At 62.7% G+C, this 19,192-nt stretch carries 15 protein-coding genes; 6 read left to right on the top strand and 9 right to left on the bottom strand.

Annotated features, from left to right (window positions below; genetic code table 11):
- Positions 1-69 precede the first annotated feature (69 nt).
- From ACJJVH_RS17670 to ACJJVH_RS17660, 3 genes are all read left to right on the top strand, one after another.
- Entirely contained in the window at positions 70-5,586 is a 5,517-nt protein-coding gene (locus ACJJVH_RS17670; RefSeq protein ID WP_412064447.1) for an MG2 domain-containing protein, read from the top strand.
- A gap of 8 nt (positions 5,587-5,594) precedes the next feature.
- The gene (pbpC, locus tag ACJJVH_RS17665; protein WP_412064446.1) at positions 5,595-7,682 is read left to right on the top strand and encodes a penicillin-binding protein 1C; all 2,088 of its coding nucleotides are present in this window, start codon (positions 5,595-5,597) and stop codon (positions 7,680-7,682) included.
- A gap of 77 nt (positions 7,683-7,759) precedes the next feature.
- Positions 7,760-8,119: a nuclear transport factor 2 family protein gene (locus tag ACJJVH_RS17660; protein WP_412064445.1), complete on the top strand. Its 360-nt coding sequence runs from the start codon at positions 7,760-7,762 to the stop codon at positions 8,117-8,119.
- A gap of 254 nt (positions 8,120-8,373) precedes the next feature.
- On the opposite strand, the gene pheT is transcribed toward ACJJVH_RS17660, so the two are convergent.
- From pheT to infC, 6 genes are all read right to left on the bottom strand, one after another.
- Complete coding sequence (pheT, locus tag ACJJVH_RS17655) at positions 8,374-10,797, bottom strand: phenylalanine--tRNA ligase subunit beta (protein ID WP_412064444.1); 2,424 nt, start codon at positions 10,795-10,797, stop codon at positions 8,374-8,376.
- Positions 10,798-10,813: 16 nt separating this feature from the next.
- Positions 10,814-11,896, bottom strand: a complete 1,083-nt coding sequence (pheS, locus tag ACJJVH_RS17650) for a phenylalanine--tRNA ligase subunit alpha (RefSeq protein WP_112801601.1) — start codon at positions 11,894-11,896, stop codon at positions 10,814-10,816.
- A 36-nt stretch (positions 11,897-11,932) separates the two neighbouring features.
- On the bottom strand, positions 11,933-12,769 hold the full coding sequence (locus ACJJVH_RS17645; protein ID WP_412064443.1) for a serine/threonine protein phosphatase: 837 nt from the start codon (positions 12,767-12,769) through the stop codon (positions 11,933-11,935).
- A 122-nt stretch (positions 12,770-12,891) separates the two neighbouring features.
- Positions 12,892-13,296, bottom strand: coding sequence for a 50S ribosomal protein L20 (gene rplT, locus ACJJVH_RS17640; RefSeq protein WP_112801302.1), 405 nt, complete (start codon positions 13,294-13,296; stop codon positions 12,892-12,894).
- 37 nt (positions 13,297-13,333) lie between these two features.
- Positions 13,334-13,537, bottom strand: coding sequence for a 50S ribosomal protein L35 (rpmI, locus tag ACJJVH_RS17635; RefSeq protein WP_003544621.1), 204 nt, complete (start codon positions 13,535-13,537; stop codon positions 13,334-13,336).
- A gap of 318 nt (positions 13,538-13,855) precedes the next feature.
- Positions 13,856-14,392: a translation initiation factor IF-3 gene (gene infC / locus ACJJVH_RS17630; protein WP_028750883.1), complete on the bottom strand. Its 537-nt coding sequence runs from the start codon at positions 14,390-14,392 to the stop codon at positions 13,856-13,858.
- 276 nt (positions 14,393-14,668) lie between these two features.
- Here infC and ACJJVH_RS17625 point away from each other — a divergent pair, with 276 nt between their 5' ends.
- Both ACJJVH_RS17625 and ACJJVH_RS17620 read left to right on the top strand, forming a co-directional pair.
- A complete protein-coding gene (locus tag ACJJVH_RS17625; RefSeq protein WP_412064442.1) occupies positions 14,669-15,481 on the top strand; it encodes an alpha/beta hydrolase in 813 nt (270 codons plus the stop codon).
- Between the two features lie 235 nt (positions 15,482-15,716).
- Positions 15,717-16,316, top strand: a complete 600-nt coding sequence (locus tag ACJJVH_RS17620; protein ID WP_112801605.1) for a transglutaminase-like cysteine peptidase — start codon at positions 15,717-15,719, stop codon at positions 16,314-16,316.
- A 123-nt stretch (positions 16,317-16,439) separates the two neighbouring features.
- Here ACJJVH_RS17620 and ACJJVH_RS17615 read toward each other — a convergent pair whose 3' ends face one another.
- Positions 16,440-16,625 carry a hypothetical protein gene (locus ACJJVH_RS17615; RefSeq protein WP_113356128.1) on the bottom strand — a complete coding sequence of 62 codons (186 nt, stop codon included), beginning with the start codon at positions 16,623-16,625 and terminating at the stop codon, positions 16,440-16,442.
- 117 nt (positions 16,626-16,742) lie between these two features.
- Positions 16,743-17,726, bottom strand: coding sequence for an iron exporter MbfA (gene mbfA, locus ACJJVH_RS17610; RefSeq protein ID WP_113371894.1), 984 nt, complete (start codon positions 17,724-17,726; stop codon positions 16,743-16,745).
- A gap of 262 nt (positions 17,727-17,988) precedes the next feature.
- On the opposite strand from mbfA, the gene ACJJVH_RS17605 reads away from it, so the two are divergent.
- Positions 17,989-18,456 carry a truncated hemoglobin gene (locus ACJJVH_RS17605; protein ID WP_112801607.1) on the top strand — a complete coding sequence of 156 codons (468 nt, stop codon included), beginning with the start codon at positions 17,989-17,991 and terminating at the stop codon, positions 18,454-18,456.
- A 129-nt stretch (positions 18,457-18,585) separates the two neighbouring features.
- Here ACJJVH_RS17605 and ACJJVH_RS17600 read toward each other — a convergent pair whose 3' ends face one another.
- The gene (locus tag ACJJVH_RS17600; RefSeq protein ID WP_412064441.1) at positions 18,586-19,143 is read right to left on the bottom strand and encodes a DUF308 domain-containing protein; all 558 of its coding nucleotides are present in this window, start codon (positions 19,141-19,143) and stop codon (positions 18,586-18,588) included.
- Positions 19,144-19,192 lie beyond the last annotated feature (49 nt).

The raw sequence follows: 19,192 nt of genomic DNA, 5'->3' as shown, positions 1-19,192 counted from the left end.
CTCGGTTGACAAACGGGTCCGAAATTTGAAGATTGCCGCCATCAAAAACCGGCGGCGTTGGGAGGACTTATGTCTAAGCGCGCGTTTATCGGCTTCTCCGCTTTTCTTCTCGCCACTTTCGCATCTCTCAACCCCTCGGGCGCTGCGGACGTCAAGCGTCAGGTGGTGACGACGAAGGATGGCGACTACTTCGGCTTCGATCTGCGCACCGAGCAGAACGTGACGCTGGACCAATGCTCCGCCTCCTGCATCGGCGACAAGTCCTGCAAGGCCTTCACCTACAATCCCAAGGTGAAGTGGTGCTTCATGAAGTCGGACTTCAATCAGCTGAACAGCTTCCCCGGCGCGATCGCCGGCAAGATCGTCGAGACGGCCGCCACCAGCGAGCCGGATATCGGCGCGGCCCCCGCCCTCTCCTTCCTTTCGGACAATTTCGTCCAGAGCGCGCGCGATGCAAAGAACACGCTGACGCTCGGCAACGAACTGAAGGGCCAGGGTGTCGAAAGCCTGATCGCGCTCGGCCGTATCGAACTGACATCGGGCAACGTCAACGATGCCCTGAACGCTTTCCAGGGCGCGCTCTCGCTCAGCCCCGACAATGGCGACCTGTGGATCGAAATGGCGCGCGCCGCCAACACGATCACGAACGACACCTCTCTCGCCACCAGGGCCGCCTATGCCGCGCTGAACGGCTACCAGCTGACCCGCACGACGAGCAGCCGCGCCGATGCGCTGGCCGTGCTCGCCGAGGCGCTGAAGAATGCGCAGAACTATCGCCCGGCGCTCAGCGCCTACAAGGCAAGCCTCAATCTCGTCAGCTCCGCAGCGGTGCAGGCCGCCTATAACGATCTTCTGGCCCGCCAGGGCTTCCGCGTGACGGGCAACACGCTCGACAACGACAATGCCTCGCCACGCGCCTGCGTGCAGTTTTCCGAAAAGCTGGTGAAGAGCGGCGTCGACTACACGCCCTTCGTCACCGTCAACGGAGCCGCGCCGAAGGGCGTCGACGCCAAGGACAACCAGATCTGCGTCGAAGGCCTCGAGTTCGGCCAGCATTACCGCGTTTCGCTGCGCGCCGGCCTGCCCTCTTCGGTGGATGAAAACCTTCCCTCGCAGGTCAATGTCGACATCTACGTCAAGGACCGCGCCGCTTCGTTGCGCTTCACGGGCGATAATTTCGTGCTGCCTTCGACCGCGCGTCGGGGCATCCCGATCATTTCCGTCAATGCCGGCACGGCCAATCTCAAGCTCTACCGCATCGGCGACCGCAACATCCCGCAGCTTCTGAACGGTTCGCAATTCCTGACGCAGATGGACAGCTACAGCGCCCAGACCATTCAGGACACCAATGGCGAACTGGTCTGGCAAGGCTCCATCGAGATCAAGCAGGAGCTCAACAAGGAAGTCGCCACGAGCTTCCCGGTCGACGAGGTGCTGCCAAAGCGCAAGCCCGGCGTCTATGTTCTGACGGCAGTCGCTCCCGACAGCGGCGGCCAGGAATGGGATCCGCAGGCGACGCAATGGTTCGTGGTCTCCGATATCGGCATCACCACCTATGCCGGAACCGATGGGCTCAACGTTTTTGCCCGCTCGCTCGGCAGCGCCAAGCCGCTTGCCGGCATTCAGCTGCAGCTGCTGGCCAAGAACAACGAGATCCTCGGCACGGCGAAGACCGACGACAATGGCCGCGCCGTCTTCAGCGCCGGCCTGATGCGCGGCACGGCAGGCATGACGCCGGCCGTCATCACCGCGCAGAACGGCGATCAGGATTATGTCTTCCTCGACATGACGCGCGCCGGCTTCGATCTTTCCGACCGCGGCGTGTCAGGCAGAACCGCGCCCGGCGCGATCGACCTGCTGACATGGACGGAACGCGGCATCTACCGGGCCGGCGAGACGGTGCATGCTTCGGCTCTTGCCCGCGACGTCAGCTCGACGGCGGTCGAAAACCTGCCGCTCACCTTCGTCTTCCTGCGCCCGGATGGCGTGGAAGACCGCCGCATCGTCACCGATGGCGGCAAGCTCGGCGGCTACACCGTCGACCTGCCGCTGCAGCAGACCTCGATGCGCGGCACCTGGACGATGAATATCTACACCGACCCGAAGGGCTCCTCCATCGGCTCTCAGACCTTCCTCGTCGACGACTTCGTGCCGGATCGCATCGAATTCGACATGAAGAGCGACGCCAAGGAAATCGAAGTCGGCCAGCCGACGCCGGTCAATGTCGACGGGCGCTACCTCTACGGTGCGCCGGCGGCCGGCCTCAATCTGGAAGGCGAAGTGACGCTGAAGCCGACGCGCCAGAGCGATGCCTACAAGGGCTATCAGTTCGGCCTCGCCGACGAGGGCGCGGGCAAGGACAATGATGATAGCGACGACGGCAGCGGCGGCGACAGCAAGGCCGAAAGCACGCAGGTTCCGCTGGAAGACCTGCAGGCGCTGGACGAGGACGGCAAGACCACCTTCGACGTCACGATCAACGATACGCCTTCGACCACGCAGCTGCTGAACGCCAATATCACGGTACGCATGCAGGAGGCCGGCGGCCGCGCCGTCGAGCGCTCGCTGACGCTGCCCGTCAAGGCGGATGGCCCGCGCATCGGCATCAAGCCGGAATTCGACGGCGATCTCGGCGAAAATTCCGTCGGCAACTTCCATGTCATCGCTATCGACGCCAACGGCCAGAAGCAGGCCATGCAGGGCCTGACCTGGAAACTGCTGAGCGTCGAGCGCAACTATCAATGGTATCGCGACGGCAGCAGCTGGAAGTACGAACCGATCATCTCCACCAAGCAGGTGGCGGTCGGTACGGTCAACGCCACGACGGACGGTGCGGCGATTTCCATGCCCGTCACCTGGGGCCGCTACCGCCTCGAAGTCTCCACCGCCGACGCGAACGGCCCGGAATCCAGCGTCGAGTTCAATGCCGGCTGGTATGTCGCCGCAAGCTCGACCGAGACGCCGGACGCGCTGGAAATCGCGCTCGACAAGGAAAGCTACCATGTCGGCGACACCGCCAAGCTCAAGGTGACTTCGCGCTACGCCGGCCAGCTGATGGTGACGGCCGGCTCCGAAACGCTGATTTCGGTCACCAATGCCGATATCGGCGCCAATGGCGGCGAAGTGGACATTCCCGTAACCGCCGACTGGGGTGCGGGCACCTATCTGACCGCGACATTGTTCCGTCCCGGCGAAGCGCAGGAAAGCCGCATGCCGATGCGCGCCATCGGCATCAAATGGGCGCCGGTCGATCCCGGCGAACGCAAGTTGCAGGTCAAGATCGACGCGCCGGAGAAGACGCTGCCGCGTCAGCCGCTCAACATAGGCCTGCAGGTTGCCGGCGCAGGCGCCAACGAGGACGCCTATGTCACGATCGCCGCCGTCGATGTCGGCATCCTCAACCTGACGCGCTACCAGCCGCCGGCACCGGATGACTGGTATTACGGCCAGCGCCAGCTCGGCCTCGAAATCCGCGACATATACGGCCGCCTCATCGACGGCTCGCTCGGCGCGACCGGCAAGCTGCGCACCGGCGGCGACGGCGGACAGGCAGCCTTGCAGGCGAGCCCGCCGAAGGAAAAGCTAGTTGCCTTCTTCTCCGGCCCGGTCAAGCTCGATGCGGATGGCAAGGCGAATGTCAGTTTCGATATTCCGCAGTTCAACGGCACGGCACGGCTGATGGCGGTTGCCTGGTCGAAATCAGGTGTCGGTCACGCGACGCGGGACGTGATCATCCGCGATCCTGTCGTCGTCACCGCAAGCCTGCCGAAGTTCCTGGCGCCGGGAGACAAGGCCAACCTGCGCCTCGATGTCGCCAACACCGATGCGCCCGCCGGCGAGTACACGCTCGCGGTCACGGGCAACAATGCGGTCAACGTGGACGCAAGCGCCACCCAGCAGAAGATCAACCTGCAGACCGGCGGCAAATACAACATCACGCTGCCGCTGACGGGCGGACAGCCCGGCGACGGCACGGTTTCGATCAAGCTGTCGAATGCATCGGGCATGTCGCTGGATCAATCGGTCGACATCCCCGTTCGTCCGGCGCAGCTGCCGCTCACCGAACGGCGCGTCATCGCGCTTGCCCCCGGCAAGAGCCTGACCGTCAATGCCGACCTTCTCGCCGACAGCGTGCTGCCCGGCGCCTCGGTCAGCGTCAATGTCAGCCGCTCCAGCGCCTTCGACGTGCCGGCGCTGCTGATGAGTCTGAGCCGCTATCCCTATGGCTGCGCGGAACAGACGGCGAGCAGCGCCATGCCGTTGCTCTATTTCAGCGACATGGCGATCAAGAACGGCCTTGCCGACGATACCGAGATCCACAAGCGCGTGCAGGATGCCATCTATCGCGAAATGTCCTACCAGTCCTCGACCGGCAGCTTCGGTCTTTGGGGTCCGGGCTCCGGCGACCTGTGGCTGGACGCCTACGTGACCGACTTCCTGACCCGCGCCCGCGAGCAGAAGTACAACGTGCCGGATCAGGCCATGGTGCAGGCGCTGGAGAACCTTCAGAATTCGCTGAGCGCCAACACCAACGTCAAGGACAACGGCAACGAGATCGCCTATGCGCTCTACGTGCTCGCACGCAACAAGAAGGCCTCGATCAGCGATCTGCGCTACTATGCGGATACGATGCTGAACGACTTCCCGACGCCGCTCTCCAAGGCGCATCTGGCCGCGGCGCTCGCGCTCTATGGGGATGCACAGCGCTCGCGCAACATCTTCGTGGACTCGCTGCAGATGTCGCAGCAAGCGGCGGTGACCAAGGTCAGCTTCATCCGCTCGGATTACGGTTCGTCTCTGCGTGACGGCGCCGCCGTGCTGGCGCTTGCCGCCGAGAGCCGCCCCGTACCGCCGATCATTCCCGAGCTTGCCAGCGTCGTCGCCAAGGATTGGCAGAGCCGGAAATATACCAGCACCCAGGAACAGACCTGGATGCTGCTCGCCGCCCGCGCCCTGCAGAACGGCGATGACGGCCTGACGATCGACGTCAACGGTGCGGCCCATAGCGGCACGTATATGGCCCAAATGAGCGGCGACGCGCTGATGGGCCATCCGCTGACCGTCACCAACACGACGCGCCAACCGCTTTCGGCTGCCGTGACCACGGTCGCGGCTCCGGTTGCGCCGCTGCCGGCCGGCGGCAACGGCTTCAAGATCGAGCGCAAGTACTACACGCTCGACGGCGAGGAGGCGAACGTCTCGCAGGCCCAGCAGAACGAACGCTATGTCGTCGTGCTGCATGTGACCGAGGACAATGACTGGCCGCAGCGCCTTCTGGTGACCGATCTGCTGCCCGCCGGGTTCGAGATCGACAATCCGAGCATCGTCAACAGCGCCCAGCTGACGAATTTCGACTGGCTGAGCGACATCCAGCCCGCCCATGTCGAATTCCGCAACGACCGCTTCGTCGCCGCCTTCGACCAGAACTCCGGCGCCGACCGCGACCTGACCTTCGCCTATGTCGTGCGCGCCGTCACCCCCGGCGTCTACGATCATCCGGCGGCAAGCGTCGAGGACATGTATCGTCCGCAGTTCTCGGCCCGCACGGCGATGGGCCGCATGGAGGTGCTGGCAGCCCAGCAGTAAGAGCAGCCATGAAGGCGCGATGGAAGATAGCGATCGGACTTGGAGCCACCGCCTTGACGGTGGTGGCGCTGGTCTTTGGCCTGGAAGCCGCAGACCGGGCCTATCCGCCGCCGCTGGACAATGCCCGCGTGGTCTCGGCGGAGGTGCTCGACGCCAATGGCGATCTGCTGCGTGCCTTCGCGACACCGGAGGGCCGCTGGCGGCTGAAGACCGGCGTTGCCGATGTCGATCCGCAATATCTGCGCATGCTGGTCGCCTATGAGGACCGGCGCTTCTACGATCATCACGGCGTCGACCCCATGGCGATCGGGCGCGCCTTCCTGCAACTCGTCACGCATGGCCGCATCGTCTCGGGCGGCTCGACGCTTTCGATGCAGGTGGCGCGCCTGATCGAGCCACGCAGCGAACGCTCGATGACGGCGAAGCTTCTGCAGGTGGTGCGCGCCATCCAGATCGAGCGGCGGCTGACCAAGGAGCAGATCCTCGATCTCTACCTGACGCATGCGCCCTATGGCGGCAATCTGGAAGGCGTGCGCGCTGCGAGCCTCGCCTATTTCGGCAAGGAGCCGCGCCACTTGAGCGTGGCGCAGGCAGCCTTGCTGGTAGCCCTGCCGCAGCTACCTGAAAAGCGCCGGCCGGACCGCAACCTCGCCGCCGCACAGGCCGCCCGCCATCGCGTGCTAGAACGCGCCGCCGTCGCCGCAGTCATCGGCGAAGGAGAGGCGGAACGGGCTGCGCTCTCCCCCATCCCGGCGGAGCGCCGGCAGCTGCCGGCCTATGCCGCCCATCTGGCCGAACTGGCGCTGCGCAAGCAACCCGGCATCATCAAACACAAGACAACGCTGCGGCGCGATGTACAGCAAGGTTTGGAGGCCGTGGCGGAAACGGCGGCAAAACGGCTTGGGCCGAAGGTGTCGGTCGCCATGATCATGGCCGATGCCAAGACCGGCGAGATCATCGGCGAGGTCGGCTCGGCCAACTATTTCGATTCCTCGCGCTCCGGCTGGATCGACATGACGCGCGTGCTGCGCTCGCCCGGCTCGACGCTGAAGCCCTTTATCTATGGCCTCGCCTTCGAGCAGGGCTATGTGGCGCAGGAAACGATCATCGAGGATCGCCCCGCCGATTTCTACGGCTACCGGCCCCGCAATTTCGACATGACCTATCAGGGCGATGTCAGCGTGCGCCAGGCGCTGCAGCTGTCGCTCAACGTGCCCGCCGTGCGCCTGCTCGACGCCGTCGGGCCGACGCGGCTGCTGGTGCGCTTCCGCCGCGCCGAGGTGAAGCCGAAGCTGCCGCCGAACGAGGCGCCGGGCCTTGCCATCGGCCTCGGCGGCGTCGGCGTGACGCTGAAGGATCTCGTGCAGCTCTATGCGGGGCTTGCCAACCGCGGCAAGGCGATGCGGATTGGCGATGGCGTCCAGGACGAGCCGGGGCCGATCGACGGCGAGCCGCTGATGGAGCCGATCGCGGTCTGGAACATCACCGATATTCTCTCCGACATCATCGCGCCGCGCGGCAGCAAGCAGCTCGGCATCGCCTACAAGACCGGCACCAGCTATGGCAACCGCGACGCGTGGTCGATCGGCTATGACGGCGCGCATGTGCTCGGCATCTGGGTCGGCCGGCCCGATAACGGCGCCGTCCCGGGGCTGGCGGGCTATGTTTCGGCCGCACCCATCCTGTTCGAAGCCTTTGCCAAATCGGGCGTTGCCATAACCCCCTTCCCGCCAGGCCCCATGGGCGCCGTGCGTATCGCACCGACCGAGCTGCCGATCAGCCAGCGGCGCTTTTCCGTTACCGCTGCCGGGCTGCTGGCCGCCTCCAGCCGCGAACCGGCGCCGCAGATCGTCTATCCGCCGGAAGGGGCGCGCGTCGATCTCGGCGCCAGCAGCGGCGCCAACGAGATCATGCCGCTGGCGCTGAAACTGCAGGGTGGACGGGCGCCGTTCCGCTGGCTCGCCAACGGCAAGCCGCTGCCCGACATGTCGCGCCGCCGCACCAACCAGTGGACACCCGACGGTGCCGGCTATTCGACGCTGACCGTCATCGATGCCGCCGGACGCGCGGCGAGCGTGCGCGTCTTCGTGGAATAGGCCGATTGCCGTTGCGGGCTTTTGCGAGCGGCCCGGCCTGTGGTAATTTACCGGATACTCAAACGAGGAATGGCGAGATGTCTGAAGAGCAGGCAATCCGTGCGGTTGTTCATCTCTATGTCGATGGCATGGCATTCGCGAACGAGCCGGCCTTGCGCAAGGCGTTCCATCCGCGAGCGGCGATCATCGGCAATTATCAAGGCGTGGTGGAGTGGATGACGCGGGACGAATTCATTTCCGCCATCGTGGAGCAAGGCAGCGCGCCGCCGGACACGATCCCGCTGATGGAAATCGAGCTGATCGACATCGAGGGCGATGCGGCCAGCGTCAAGGTGGTCGACAAATTCGCCGGCATGCGGTTTTCAGACTATCTGTCGCTGGTGAAGATCGACGGGCGGTGGAGCGTGGTGAACAAGGTTTACCATCTGCATCGATAGATGATGCGGCACCGAGTATGCGGCGACCTTGATACCCCCCTCTGTCGCTGTCGCGACATCTCCCCCACAAGGGGGGAGATTGTTGGGAGTATGCCGAACGCTCTTTCAAAACTGAAAGCTGCAGTTTCTGCAGCTTCGATGTTTGATTGAGGCAGATGAGTTCAGCGAATTACCAATCTCCCCCCTTGTGGGGGAGATGTCACGAAGTGACAGAGGAGGGTCGCAGCCCCCTCCGCAAACTCGACAGCAGCCGATTAACCGCGCAGCACCCCACCCGTCGACTTCGTGACATTCGCCACGATCTTCTGGGTCAGCGCCTCGAAGTCCTCGTCGGTCAGCGTGCGCTCGGCCGGCTGGATCTGCACTTCGATGGCGATAGACTTCTTGCCTTCGCCGAGCGATGCGCCCTCGAAGATGTCGAAGACGTTGACGCCGGTCACGAGCTTGCGATCCGCACCGACGGCGGCGCGGACGATGGCGCCGGCTTCCACCGACTTGTCGACCACGAAGGCGAAGTCGCGCTTGACGGCCTGGAAGGGAGAAAGCTCCAGCGCCGGCTTGGTCCGGGTCGCCTTCCTCTTCGGCTCGGGCATGGCATCGACATAGACTTCGAAGCCGGCGAGAGCGCCGGTGACATCGAGCGCTTCCAGCGTCTTCGGATGGAATTCGCCGAAATAGCCGAGCACGACCTTCGGGCCCATCTTGATGGTGCCGGAACGGCCGGGGTGATACCAGGCCGGGCCGCCCTGCTCGATCTGGATATTGCCCATCGGCAGGCCGCAGGCTTCGATGACTGCGAGGGCATCGGCCTTGGCATCGAAGACGTCGACCGGCTTGCCGCCGCCCTTGGCGGCGTTCGACCACATGCGGCCGGCTCCGGCAAGGGTTGCCGTGCCACGGCGAATGCCGCCGGCGACGCGGCGCTGGCCCGCGGGCGTGTCGTTCTCATAGGTGCCGGAAACTTCGAAGATCGCGACGTCGCCATAGCCCTTGTCGGCATTGCGCTGCGCGGCAGACAGCAGGCCGGGCAGCAGCGAAGGACGCATGTCGGACATGTCGGATGCGATCGGGTTCGCAAGCTTCAGGGCATCGGAGCCGCCGCCGAACAGCTTGGCCTGATCTTCGGAGATGAAGGACCAGGTGACGGCTTCCAGCATGCCGCGCGAGGCCAGCGCGCGCTTAGCGGTGCGGGTGCGGATCTGCAGCGTCGTCAAGATCTTGCCATTGACGGCGGCATGGCTGCTAAGCGGCTGCGGCTTGATGTTGTCGACGCCGTGGATGCGCATGATCTCTTCGACCAGATCGGCCTTGCCGTCGACATCGGGACGCCAGGAGGGAACGGCAACCGAGACGCGCTCGCCCGAGCCTGAAACCGAGAAGCCAAGCTTCGTCAGGATGGACTTGCTCTCCTCGGCCGAGACTTCGAGGCCCGTCAGGCGCTTGACTTCCGACAGCGGGAAATCGACCACCTTGGCCTCATAGCCCTTGTAGCCTTCGACGCGGGCCTTGGCGGCCGTGCCGCCGCAGCAGGCGAGCACCAGCTCCGTGGTGCGTTCGAGGCCCGGAACCATATACTCCGGATCGACACCGCGCTCGAAGCGATAGCGCGCATCGGTGATGATGCCGAGGCTGCGGCCGCTCTTGGCGATGTTCATCGGGTCCCAGAGCGCCGACTCGATCAGCACGTCCGTAGTGTTCTCATCGCAGCCGGAATGCTCGCCGCCCATGATGCCGCCGATCGATTCGACGCCGTTATCATCGGAGATGACGACATTGCTCGGGTTGAGCTTGTATTCGCGCTCATCGAGCGCCAGCACGGTCTCGCCGTCCCTGGCGCGGCGCACGACCAGATTGCCCTTGACCTTGGCGGCGTCGAAGACGTGCATCGGGCGGCCCTGGTCGAAGGTCATGTAGTTGGTGATGTCGACCAGCGCGTTGATCGGGCGCAGGCCGATGGCGAGCAGCCGCTGCTGCATCCACTTCGGGCTCGGGCCGTTCTTGACGCCGCTCACGAGGCGAAGGGCAAAACCGGGGCAAAGGCGCGTATCGTCCAGATCGATCCTGAGCCCGGTCGTCGTTTCGCCTTCGACGGCGAAGGACGGCGTGCCGCGCGGCTTCAGCGTGCCGAGGCCGGAAGCGGCGAGATCGCGGGCGATACCGTACACGCCGGTGCAATCCGGGCGGTTCGGCGTCAGATTGATCTCGATCATCGGATCGTCGAGGCCGGCATAAGAGGCAAAGCTGGTGCCGACGGGCGCATCCTCGGGCAAGTCGATGATGCCGTCGTGGCTGTCGGAGATTTCCAGTTCCTTTTCCGAGCACATCATGCCGCGGCTTTCGACACCGCGGATGTTGCCGACGGCAAGCGTCACGTCGATACCGGGAACATAGGTGCCCGGAGCCGCGAAGGCGCCGACGAGGCCGGCGCGCGCATTGGGTGCGCCGCAGACGACCTGAATGGGCGCACCGCTACCAGTATCGACCATCAACACCTTCAGGCGGTCGGCCTGCGGATGCTTTTCAGCGGAGAGAACCTTGGCGATGACGAAGGGCTTGAAAGCAGCCTTGTCGTCGACGTCTTCGACTTCCAGCCCGATCATCGTCAGGCGGGCGCAGATCTCGTCGAGCGTGGCGTCGGTTTCCAGGTGCTCTTTCAGCCAGGAGAGTGTGAACTTCATGTGCTTTATCCCTTCCTTACGCGCTCAGACCGCCGAACAGGGTCGGCATGTCGAGCGGGCGGAAGCCGTAGTGGTTCATCCAGCGGACATCGGCGTTGAAGAAGTCGCGCAGGTCGGGCATGCCGTATTTCAGCATGGCGATGCGGTCGAGGCCCATGCCCCAGGCAAAGCCCTGATACTCGTCCGGATCGAGGCCGCCATAGCGCAGCACGTTCGGGTGCACCATGCCGCAGCCGAGGATTTCCATCCAGTCGGTGCCTTCGCCGAACTTGACGATCGGCCCGGAACGGTCGCACTGGATGTCGACCTCGAAGGACGGTTCCGTGAACGGGAAGAAGGACGGGCGGAAGCGCATCGTCACATTGTCGACCTCGAAGAAGGTCTTGCAGAATTCTTCCAGCACCCAGCGGATATTGGCGACGTTCGCCGTCTTGTCGATGACGAGGCCTTCCACCTGATGGAACATCGGCGAATGCGTGGCGTCCGAATCCTGGCGGTAGGTCTTGCCAGGGATGATGATGCGGATCGGCGGTTTTTGCGCTTCCATGGTGCGCACCTGAACCGGCGAGGTGTGCGTGCGCAGCACCTTGCGCTCACCCTTTTCGTCCGGCTGGAAGAAGAAGGTGTCGTGCATCTCGCGGGCCGGATGCCCTTCGGGGAAGTTCAGCGCCGTGAAGTTATAGTAGTCGGTCTCGACATCGGGGCCTTCGGCGATCGAGAAACCCATGTCGCCGAAGATCGCGGTGATCTCGTCGACGATCTGGCTGATCGGATGGATGCGGCCGCGTTCGGCGGGCGAAGAGCGCACCGGCAGGCTGACATCGACGGTTTCGGCCTTCAGCTTCGCCTCGATCGCCGCATCGCGCAGCGCACCCTTGCGCGCGTTGATCGCATCGGTGACGGCGTTCTTCAGCGCGTTGATCGCCGCGCCGCGCGTCTGCCGTTCTTCCGGCGACATCGAGCCGAGCGTCTTCAACAGTTCCGAAACCGAGCCCTTCTTGCCGAGCGCGGCGACCCTGACTGCCTCGATCGACTGTTCGTCGGTCGCCGCGGCCACGTCGGCCATGAGTTGGGTTTCAAGTGATACGAGTTCCGTCATCTGGTCCTGCCTTGCGGACCGCGGGCCATCGGGCACTCAGTCCACAGTGTAATTGGTGAACGCATGCATCAGAAAGCTGGTCGCAACGATGAAGCGCTGCAGATCACTACCCATGTGCACGCGGCCAATCAACCGGGCAAGGAACAAAAAACCGCCGAGAAAGCGAATCATGCGCTGAAGCTCGGCACGCGCCGCCTCCGGCGCCTGTTCGGACCAGGCCTCATAAGCCCTGTTCTGCGTCGCAAGCCCAAGGCGGGCGCCGGTTGCGATCTGCAGGAAGAGCAGCCAGACGTCGCGCGCCTGCGCAACGGCAACGGGCATGACCGTCTGCGGGTCTTCCTCGAAATCCATGAAGCCGAGCCGGTTGCCGGCAAAGAACATGTCGCGCGGATAGGGCCGGCCGTGGCAAAGCCCCTTGGCGTGCAGCCGGCCGAGCTCGGCGGCGCAGGCGACCATGAGATCGTCATGGGCGGCGGGATCGCTGTCCCTCAGCTGCCCGAGGCGCCGCTGCACCGTTATTCCCGCATCGCCCAGCACGATGGCGCCGTTCGACGCGTAGAGGACGTCCGGAACGGCGATCCCCTGCGCCTTGAACGCGGCTATGCGCCGGATTTCGCGTTCCGCCATTTGCTGCGGGGCCAGATAGGCGCAAGGGCGCAGGAAGGCGACGGGGAGAATGCGCGAGAAAATAGTCTGCAGATGGCGCCAGACGGGTGGCTTTTCCGTGCCGTAGCGCTTGATCCATACCTGGCGTGAGGAAAGGGGCACCCGCTCGACGCGCTTGGATCCACTCACCAGCACCGTCAGCAAGGCCTCGATATCCCTGCCGTTGAGCGTGGGTATGGATTTCAATTCTCTAGTCTTGCCATCCAACAATTTCACCTAGCCCCAAGGTGATCATCGCAAATTGATTGTATTCCGGAAAATACAAAACCCGCGCTGGTTACACAAGCGCGGGTTTCACAAATATGACAAAAACTGTCCAGAAGCAGTTCTTAGCCGACGGTGGCTTCGAACTCGTTCTTCGTACCAGCTTCCTTCAGGTACTCGAGTGCCTTCTTGGAGGCAGCGACGAGGGCACCGAAAGCTTCCGGCTCATGGATCGCCATGTCGGAGAGAACCTTGCGGTCGACTTCGATGCCGGCCTTGTTCAGACCGTCGATGAAGCGGCCGTAGGTCAGGCCGAATTCGCGGACGGCAGCGTTGATGCGCTGGATCCAGAGGGCGCGGAAGTTGCGCTTGTTGACCTTGCGGTCGCGGTAAGCGTACTGCTTGGAACGGTCGACGGCGGCCTTGGCGGTACGGATGGTGTTCTTGCGGCGGCCGTAGAAGCCCTTGGCTGCCTTCAGAACCTTCTTGTGCTTGGCGTGGGCGGTAACGCCTCTTTTTACGCGTGCCATTTCATGATCTCCTTAGTCTATAGCGTTACGAATAGTCTTAGAGACCGTTCGGCAAGTAGTTCTTGATAACCTTACGGCCATCCGGTTCTGCGAGAACCATAGTGCCGCGGGCATCGCGAATGAACTTGTTGCTACGCTTGATCATGCCGTGGCGCTTGCCAGCAGCGGCTGCCTTGACCTTGCCGGTCGCGGTGATCTTGAACCGCTTCTTGGCAGAGGACTTCGTCTTCATCTTGGGCATTTTGCTACTCCTTCGATGCTTCCTGGCGCGCTTTGCTAAAAGCCCTTCACACAGGTCCGGACAGGCCGGGCTGCAAAAGGTGCCGGAGCGTTTGTTGTTGAACTGCGGATCCGGTGACGAACCGCTCCGCCAGCATTCTGAACTGCCACGGCATGCCCTGCCGGTCAGTTCGGACGCGCGCTTATAACCGCAGTTGCCCACAAGTGCAACGGGCCGGACGCCGGAATCTTTGCAGATCGATGACAGCGCTCGATCCGGCGCACAAAAGGAAAAAGCCGCCCAATGGGACGGCTCCGACCTCTTAACTCGCCTTGCGCCTCACTTCGGCGCAAGCACCATCATCATCTGGCGGCCTTCGAGCTTCGGCTCGGCTTCCACCTTGGCGATCTCGAGCGTATCTTCCTTGACCTGCTGAAGAAGCTTCATACCGAGTTCCTGGTGAGCCATTTCGCGGCCACGGAACTTCAAGGTCACCTTCACCTTGTCACCTTCCTCGAAGAAACGGCCGATCGCCTTCATCTTCACCTCATAGTCATGGGTGTCGATGTTGGGGCGCATCTTGATTTCTTTGACTTCGACGATCTTCTGCTTCTTGCGCGCCTCGGCGGCCTTCTTCTGGTTGGCGTATTTCAGCTTGCCCAGGTCGAGGATCTTGCACACAGGCGGTTCTGCATTGGGGGAAATCTCTACCAGATCGAGACCGGCCTCCTCTGCCATTCTCAATGCCTGGTCGGTTGGGACGATGCCCATATTCGCGCCGTCAGCTGCGATGAGCTGAACTTTGGGAATGCGAATTTCCCTGTTGGAACGTGGCCCGTCCTTTACGGGCGCATCGGTTTTAAAGGGTCTGCGAATGGTCGTATTCTCCACGAATTGTTTCGGATAGCTGCAGCCTCCCGCTCCCCATCGGCGCAACTGACGGAAATGTCGTAAAAGCTGTGTTGAAGTCAATAGCATGACGGCAGGAAAAAAGCACCTCCTGCATGTCAATACGGTGTCCGGAGGCGCAAGATGCATCGGGGACACAATATCGTTCGCCCATAATGTAGAAACTCTTGCGCAAAGACCAAGGATTTTTTGGGCCATGCGGGCGCGAATCTGTTCTATAGGCAGAAAATCCGGGAGTTTTCGATGTCCGAGACAGCCATTGCCATGCAACCGACCTTCCTTCCCGTCGGCACGGGCGAGAGCGAACGCCAGATCGCAATGCTTCAGCGCGCCGCTGGCAGGGGTGCCAGGAACGTCAGCTTCGTCTGGCTATCCGGCTATCGATCCGACATGAGCGGCACCAAGGCGGTGGAGCTGGATGCGCTGGCGGCGCGGCTCGGCGTGGGCTGCATTCGCTTCGACTATTCCGGCCACGGCCAATCCGGCGGCAAGTTCACCGACGGCACGATCTCGCGCTGGCTGGAGGAGGCGCTCGAGGTCATCGAGCACGCCAGGCCGAAGAAGATCGTCCTTGTCGGCTCGTCGATGGGCGGCTGGATCGCGCTGCGGACCGTTCAGGAACTGCGCAAGCGCAAGAAGGCCCCCGCTATCGCCGGCCTCGTGCTGATCGCGCCGGCGCCGGATTTCACGATCGACCTCATCGAGCCCAATCTCTCAGAGGTGGAACGGCGATCGCTCGAGGAGCGCGGCTATTTCGAGGAGCCTTCGGAATACAGTTCCGAGCCGAACATCTTCACCCGGGCCCTCATCGAGGACGGCCGTGCCAACCGCGTGCTGACCGGCATCGTCGAGACCGGCTGCCCGGTCCATATATTACAGGGCATGGAGGATGCCGACGTGCCCTTCGCGCATTCGTTAAAGCTTGTCGAGCACCTGCCCGCCGACGACGTGGTGCTGACGCTTGTGCGCGATGGCGACCATCGTCTGTCGCGGCCGCAGGATATCGAGCGGATGCTGAGCGTCGCGGAAACGCTGGCGCTGCATAATACGCGGTAAAAACAAATAGATAACCTCCGAGTAACGATCGGCTCGCTCTCCTTGTCGGGCGCGGCCCGCCTGCGCCTGCGTAATCACAGGGCGCATGGAATTATGGCAGCTAGCCCCTGGATTGTGCCGAAATTAACCATATGGGCCGGTTCCGGTGTTAACACTTAAGTAACGATTGACTTGGCGCACCCCCCTACATTAACAATTTGTTAACAAATGCAGGGACGATACAAGGATAGTGGGCGTGCGTATTAAGGGCGTATTGATTGCCTTCGCTGCTATAGTTGCGATGTCGACGTCGGCGATGCCGGCCTCTCAACAGACCGCGTCGATGACCGTCGGCGATGTCACTTCCCAGCCGATCGGGCATTATGACTTCTGCCAGAGACACACCGACGAGTGCGGCCCGACCCGCAATGTCGGCCCCGTCGACATGAACGCCGCCTCCTGGGCGCTGGTCAACCAGATCAACCTGCGCGTCAACAAGACCATTCGTCCGGCGACCGACATGGAAGTCTACGGTCAGGAAGAATACTGGGAATATCCGAAGACCGCCGGCGACTGCGAGGATTTTGCCCTGCTGAAGCGCAAGCTGCTGATAAAGAGCGGCATCTCCGCTTCCAACCTGCTGATGACGGTGGTGCGCAAACCCGATGGCGAAGGCCATGCCGTGCTGACGCTGCGCACCAAGCAGGGCGACTATATCCTCGACAATTTGGAGGACGATGTGAAGGTCTGGTACAGGACCCCTTATTCCTACCTGAAGCGTCAGGCGAGCTTCAATGCGGGCCGCTGGGTTACCATCGAGAATGGCAACGACATCCTGGTCGGCGCCGTCAAGTAAGCGAGCAGCCATCCGTTTCATACATGAAGGCCGGCCCCGATCGGGCCGGCCTTTCGCGTTTCCTCATGTGATAAGAACAGTCCTCACCCGCAGGCGTGGACGAATTGACCATCGCCATGAACCCTAATGGTTCTTGTGGCTCTGCTGCCCCGCCTTGACATGCTGCTCGTGGGTGCCGCCGCGGGAACCGCCGGTGTGCTGCTCACGCGAGCCGGAGGACGAGGCGTTCCTGGTATTGTCGTCCATATTCTTGTGGCTCTGCTGGCCAGCCTTTACGTGCTGTTCGTGGCTTCCACCTTGGTTTGCCATTGGATCATCTCCTTTGGGTTAGCATATGAGGCCTAAAGCGGCCTCGGGATGCTAACCGCCAACGATGGCGGGCGTTCCGAACTTTAACATTTCGTGAACGGGAAGGTTTGCCGCTCCTCAGCCATTGCCAATCAGGATGCCGGCGCCGAGCACCAGAGAACCGCCGAGAACGACCTGGAAGGCCGCACGCAGGAATGGCGTTTCCATATATTTGTTCTGGATGAAGGCGATGGCCCAGAGCTCGAAGAAGACGACGACGGCGGCCGTGATCGTCGCCGTCCAGAAATGCGGGATGAGGTAGGGCAGCGCATGGCCGAGGCCGCCGAGCGCCGTCATGATGCCACAGGCGAGGCCGCGCTTGATCGGCGAGCCGCGGCCGGAAATCTTGCCATCGTCGTGCGCCGCCTCGGTGAAGCCCATGGAAATGCCGGCGCCGACGGAGGCCGACAAGCCGACGAGAAAGGTCTGCCAGGTCTGCTGTGTGGCAAAGGCGGCCGCGAAGATCGGCGCCAGGGTGGAGACGGACCCGTCCATGAGGCCGGCAAGACCCGGCTGCACATAGGTCAGCACGAACTGGCGGCGCGCCTGGGCGTCCTCCTCCTGCCTGACCGCTTCCGGGGCGTGCTTGTCTTCCAGCAGGCGGGCGACATCCTCGTGGCCTTGTTCGGCCAGCGCGAGATCGCCGAGAAGCTGGCGCGTCGAGGCGTCGGAAACCTGTTTGGCCGCCTCGACGTAGAAACTATAGGCCTGCCGCTCCATTGCCTCGGCTTGCTCGCGAATGGCGTCGAGGGAGAGGTTCTTGCGCAGCCAGTCGGGCTTGCGCTCGTAGAAGCCGCGCACATGCTCGCGCCGGATCAGCGGAATACGCTCGCCGAAGCGGCGGCGATGCATGTCGATCAGCGTCTTGCGGTGCGTATCCTCGACTTCGGCCATATCCTCGAAAACCTTGGCGGAGTCGGGATAATTCGGACGCAGTATATCCCCATAGGCGAGATAGATGCGCGAATCGTCCTCCTCCGCCGCAATGGCAATCGCCAGGATCTCCTGTTCGGAAAGGGAGGTGAAATGACGTTTCGCGGGGCGGAACAGACCTAGCAGCATCGGGAAGCCTCATAACTTTAGAATTATTCTAATTCTAAAGTGGGTCGTTGCGGGGGTCAAGCACGGAGGCGCTGTCGCAAGGGAAAATCACGCCGGCAAATTTTGCGGATGCTGGGAAGGCGTGGTACGTCTAGCGCGGCGCCACTTCGACAGATTGCCGCAACGGCACCATGGCGTCTTGGCTATGCCGGCGAATTGCATACATAAGTTAAGTATGGACGCCGGCCGCGGCGATATCTCGCCCGGGCGCTCGGAGAATATGATGGAACATGACCTACAGGCCCGCGCGGCACATCTTGCCGGCATTCGCGAAAAGGCCGCGGCAGAGATGGCCGAACTGGGGATCGACGCTGCCTTCATCGACAGGCTGGTCGATACGTTCTACGGGCGCGTTCAGGCGCATCCGAGACTCGGCCCGGTGTTCGATGGACGTCTTGCCGGGCGCTGGCCCGACCATATGGAAAAGATGAAGCGTTTCTGGTCGTCTGTCGCCTTCAAGAACGGCGCCTATGGCGGCAAACCGGTCCAGGCCCATCTGGGCGTCGAGGGCATGGCTCCCGACCTTTTTCCGGAATGGCTGGCGCTTTTCTCGGCGACGCTTACCGATATCGCGCCTTCCGAGCAGGCGAAGGACTGGTTCATGGCGACGGCTGAACGCATCGCCAGGAGCCTGACGCTGTCGCTCTTTTATAATCCGGCACTCGACGATCCCGCCCGGAAGACTGTTTAAGGCATCCGACGCGGAAATACCGAATTCAGCGGTAGACGCCAAGAAAGATCGCAATGGCGCAGGCACTGTCCGTGCTTTCTCGACGGCGGCAAGCGGCTTCGAGCTTGCCGCCGCAAAGCAGGACAGCGCTTATGCATGCGCCTTGCGGTAGGCCGCGACGACAAGCCAGATTGCCGAAAGCAGGAAGTAGAATGCGCCGAACGCCGCATAGGGAACGATATCCAGAATCGTCGGCGCCGCTGCGCCAAGGGATCGGCTGATCATGAAGCCGCCGGCAAGGGCTGACTGCGCGCCGCTCAGGATCATCACCCATTGGGCGCCATAGGCGCGCCAGCGTCTTACCCCCGTATAAAGTTGCAGCAGACCCGAGAGGATGGCCCAGGCCCCGAATACGGCCAGAACGACATAGGTGCTGTGGCTGACCGCCGCGACAACGGCGAGCGTCGTGATCACGCTGACCGCAACATTCAATGTTTGCGACGGATTGGCCTTCAGGCCGCCGTTTACCCGGGCGTCGATCAGATTGGCGACGGCATCCCACAGAGGATAGATCACCAGCAGAAGTGCGGTCGATAGCGCTTGCCCGCGGAAGAGAATGGCGGCGGAAATCCAGGCCGTCGAGAACAGGGCGCGCGTGAAATAATAGGATCGCAGCCAGTCGGACTGGCTCGAAGTACGGTTTTGCATCGGCAGGTTCCTTATGTTGCCTACCTACTAGTAGGAAGTTAAATCATTT

The organism is Rhizobium sp. SYY.PMSO (assembly GCF_046840415.1).
Taxonomy (GTDB): domain Bacteria; phylum Pseudomonadota; class Alphaproteobacteria; order Rhizobiales; family Rhizobiaceae; genus Rhizobium.
The sequence above is the reverse complement of the archived record's forward strand: the minus strand, read 5'-3'. Positions and strand labels throughout refer to the sequence as shown.

Excerpts from the sequence above, each read along its gene's own strand:
- ACJJVH_RS17670 (WP_412064447.1), top strand. The coding sequence starts at position 70 with ATGTCTAAGCGCGCGTTTATCGGCTTCTCCGCTTTTCTTCTCGCCACT.
- pbpC (WP_412064446.1), top strand. The coding sequence starts at position 5,595 with ATGAAGGCGCGATGGAAGATAGCGATCGGACTTGGAGCCACCGCCTTG.
- ACJJVH_RS17660 (WP_412064445.1), top strand. The coding sequence starts at position 7,760 with ATGTCTGAAGAGCAGGCAATCCGTGCGGTTGTTCATCTCTATGTCGAT.
- pheT (WP_412064444.1), bottom strand. The coding sequence starts at position 10,797 with ATGAAGTTCACACTCTCCTGGCTGAAAGAGCACCTGGAAACCGACGCC.
- pheS (WP_112801601.1), bottom strand. The coding sequence starts at position 11,896 with ATGACGGAACTCGTATCACTTGAAACCCAACTCATGGCCGACGTGGCC.
- rplT (WP_112801302.1), bottom strand. The coding sequence starts at position 13,296 with ATGGCACGCGTAAAAAGAGGCGTTACCGCCCACGCCAAGCACAAGAAG.
- rpmI (WP_003544621.1), bottom strand. The coding sequence starts at position 13,537 with ATGCCCAAGATGAAGACGAAGTCCTCTGCCAAGAAGCGGTTCAAGATC.
- ACJJVH_RS17625 (WP_412064442.1), top strand. The coding sequence starts at position 14,669 with ATGTCCGAGACAGCCATTGCCATGCAACCGACCTTCCTTCCCGTCGGC.
- ACJJVH_RS17615 (WP_113356128.1), bottom strand. The coding sequence starts at position 16,625 with ATGGCAAACCAAGGTGGAAGCCACGAACAGCACGTAAAGGCTGGCCAG.
- mbfA (WP_113371894.1), bottom strand. The coding sequence starts at position 17,726 with ATGCTGCTAGGTCTGTTCCGCCCCGCGAAACGTCATTTCACCTCCCTT.
- ACJJVH_RS17605 (WP_112801607.1), top strand. The coding sequence starts at position 17,989 with ATGGAACATGACCTACAGGCCCGCGCGGCACATCTTGCCGGCATTCGC.
- ACJJVH_RS17600 (WP_412064441.1), bottom strand. The coding sequence starts at position 19,143 with ATGCAAAACCGTACTTCGAGCCAGTCCGACTGGCTGCGATCCTATTAT.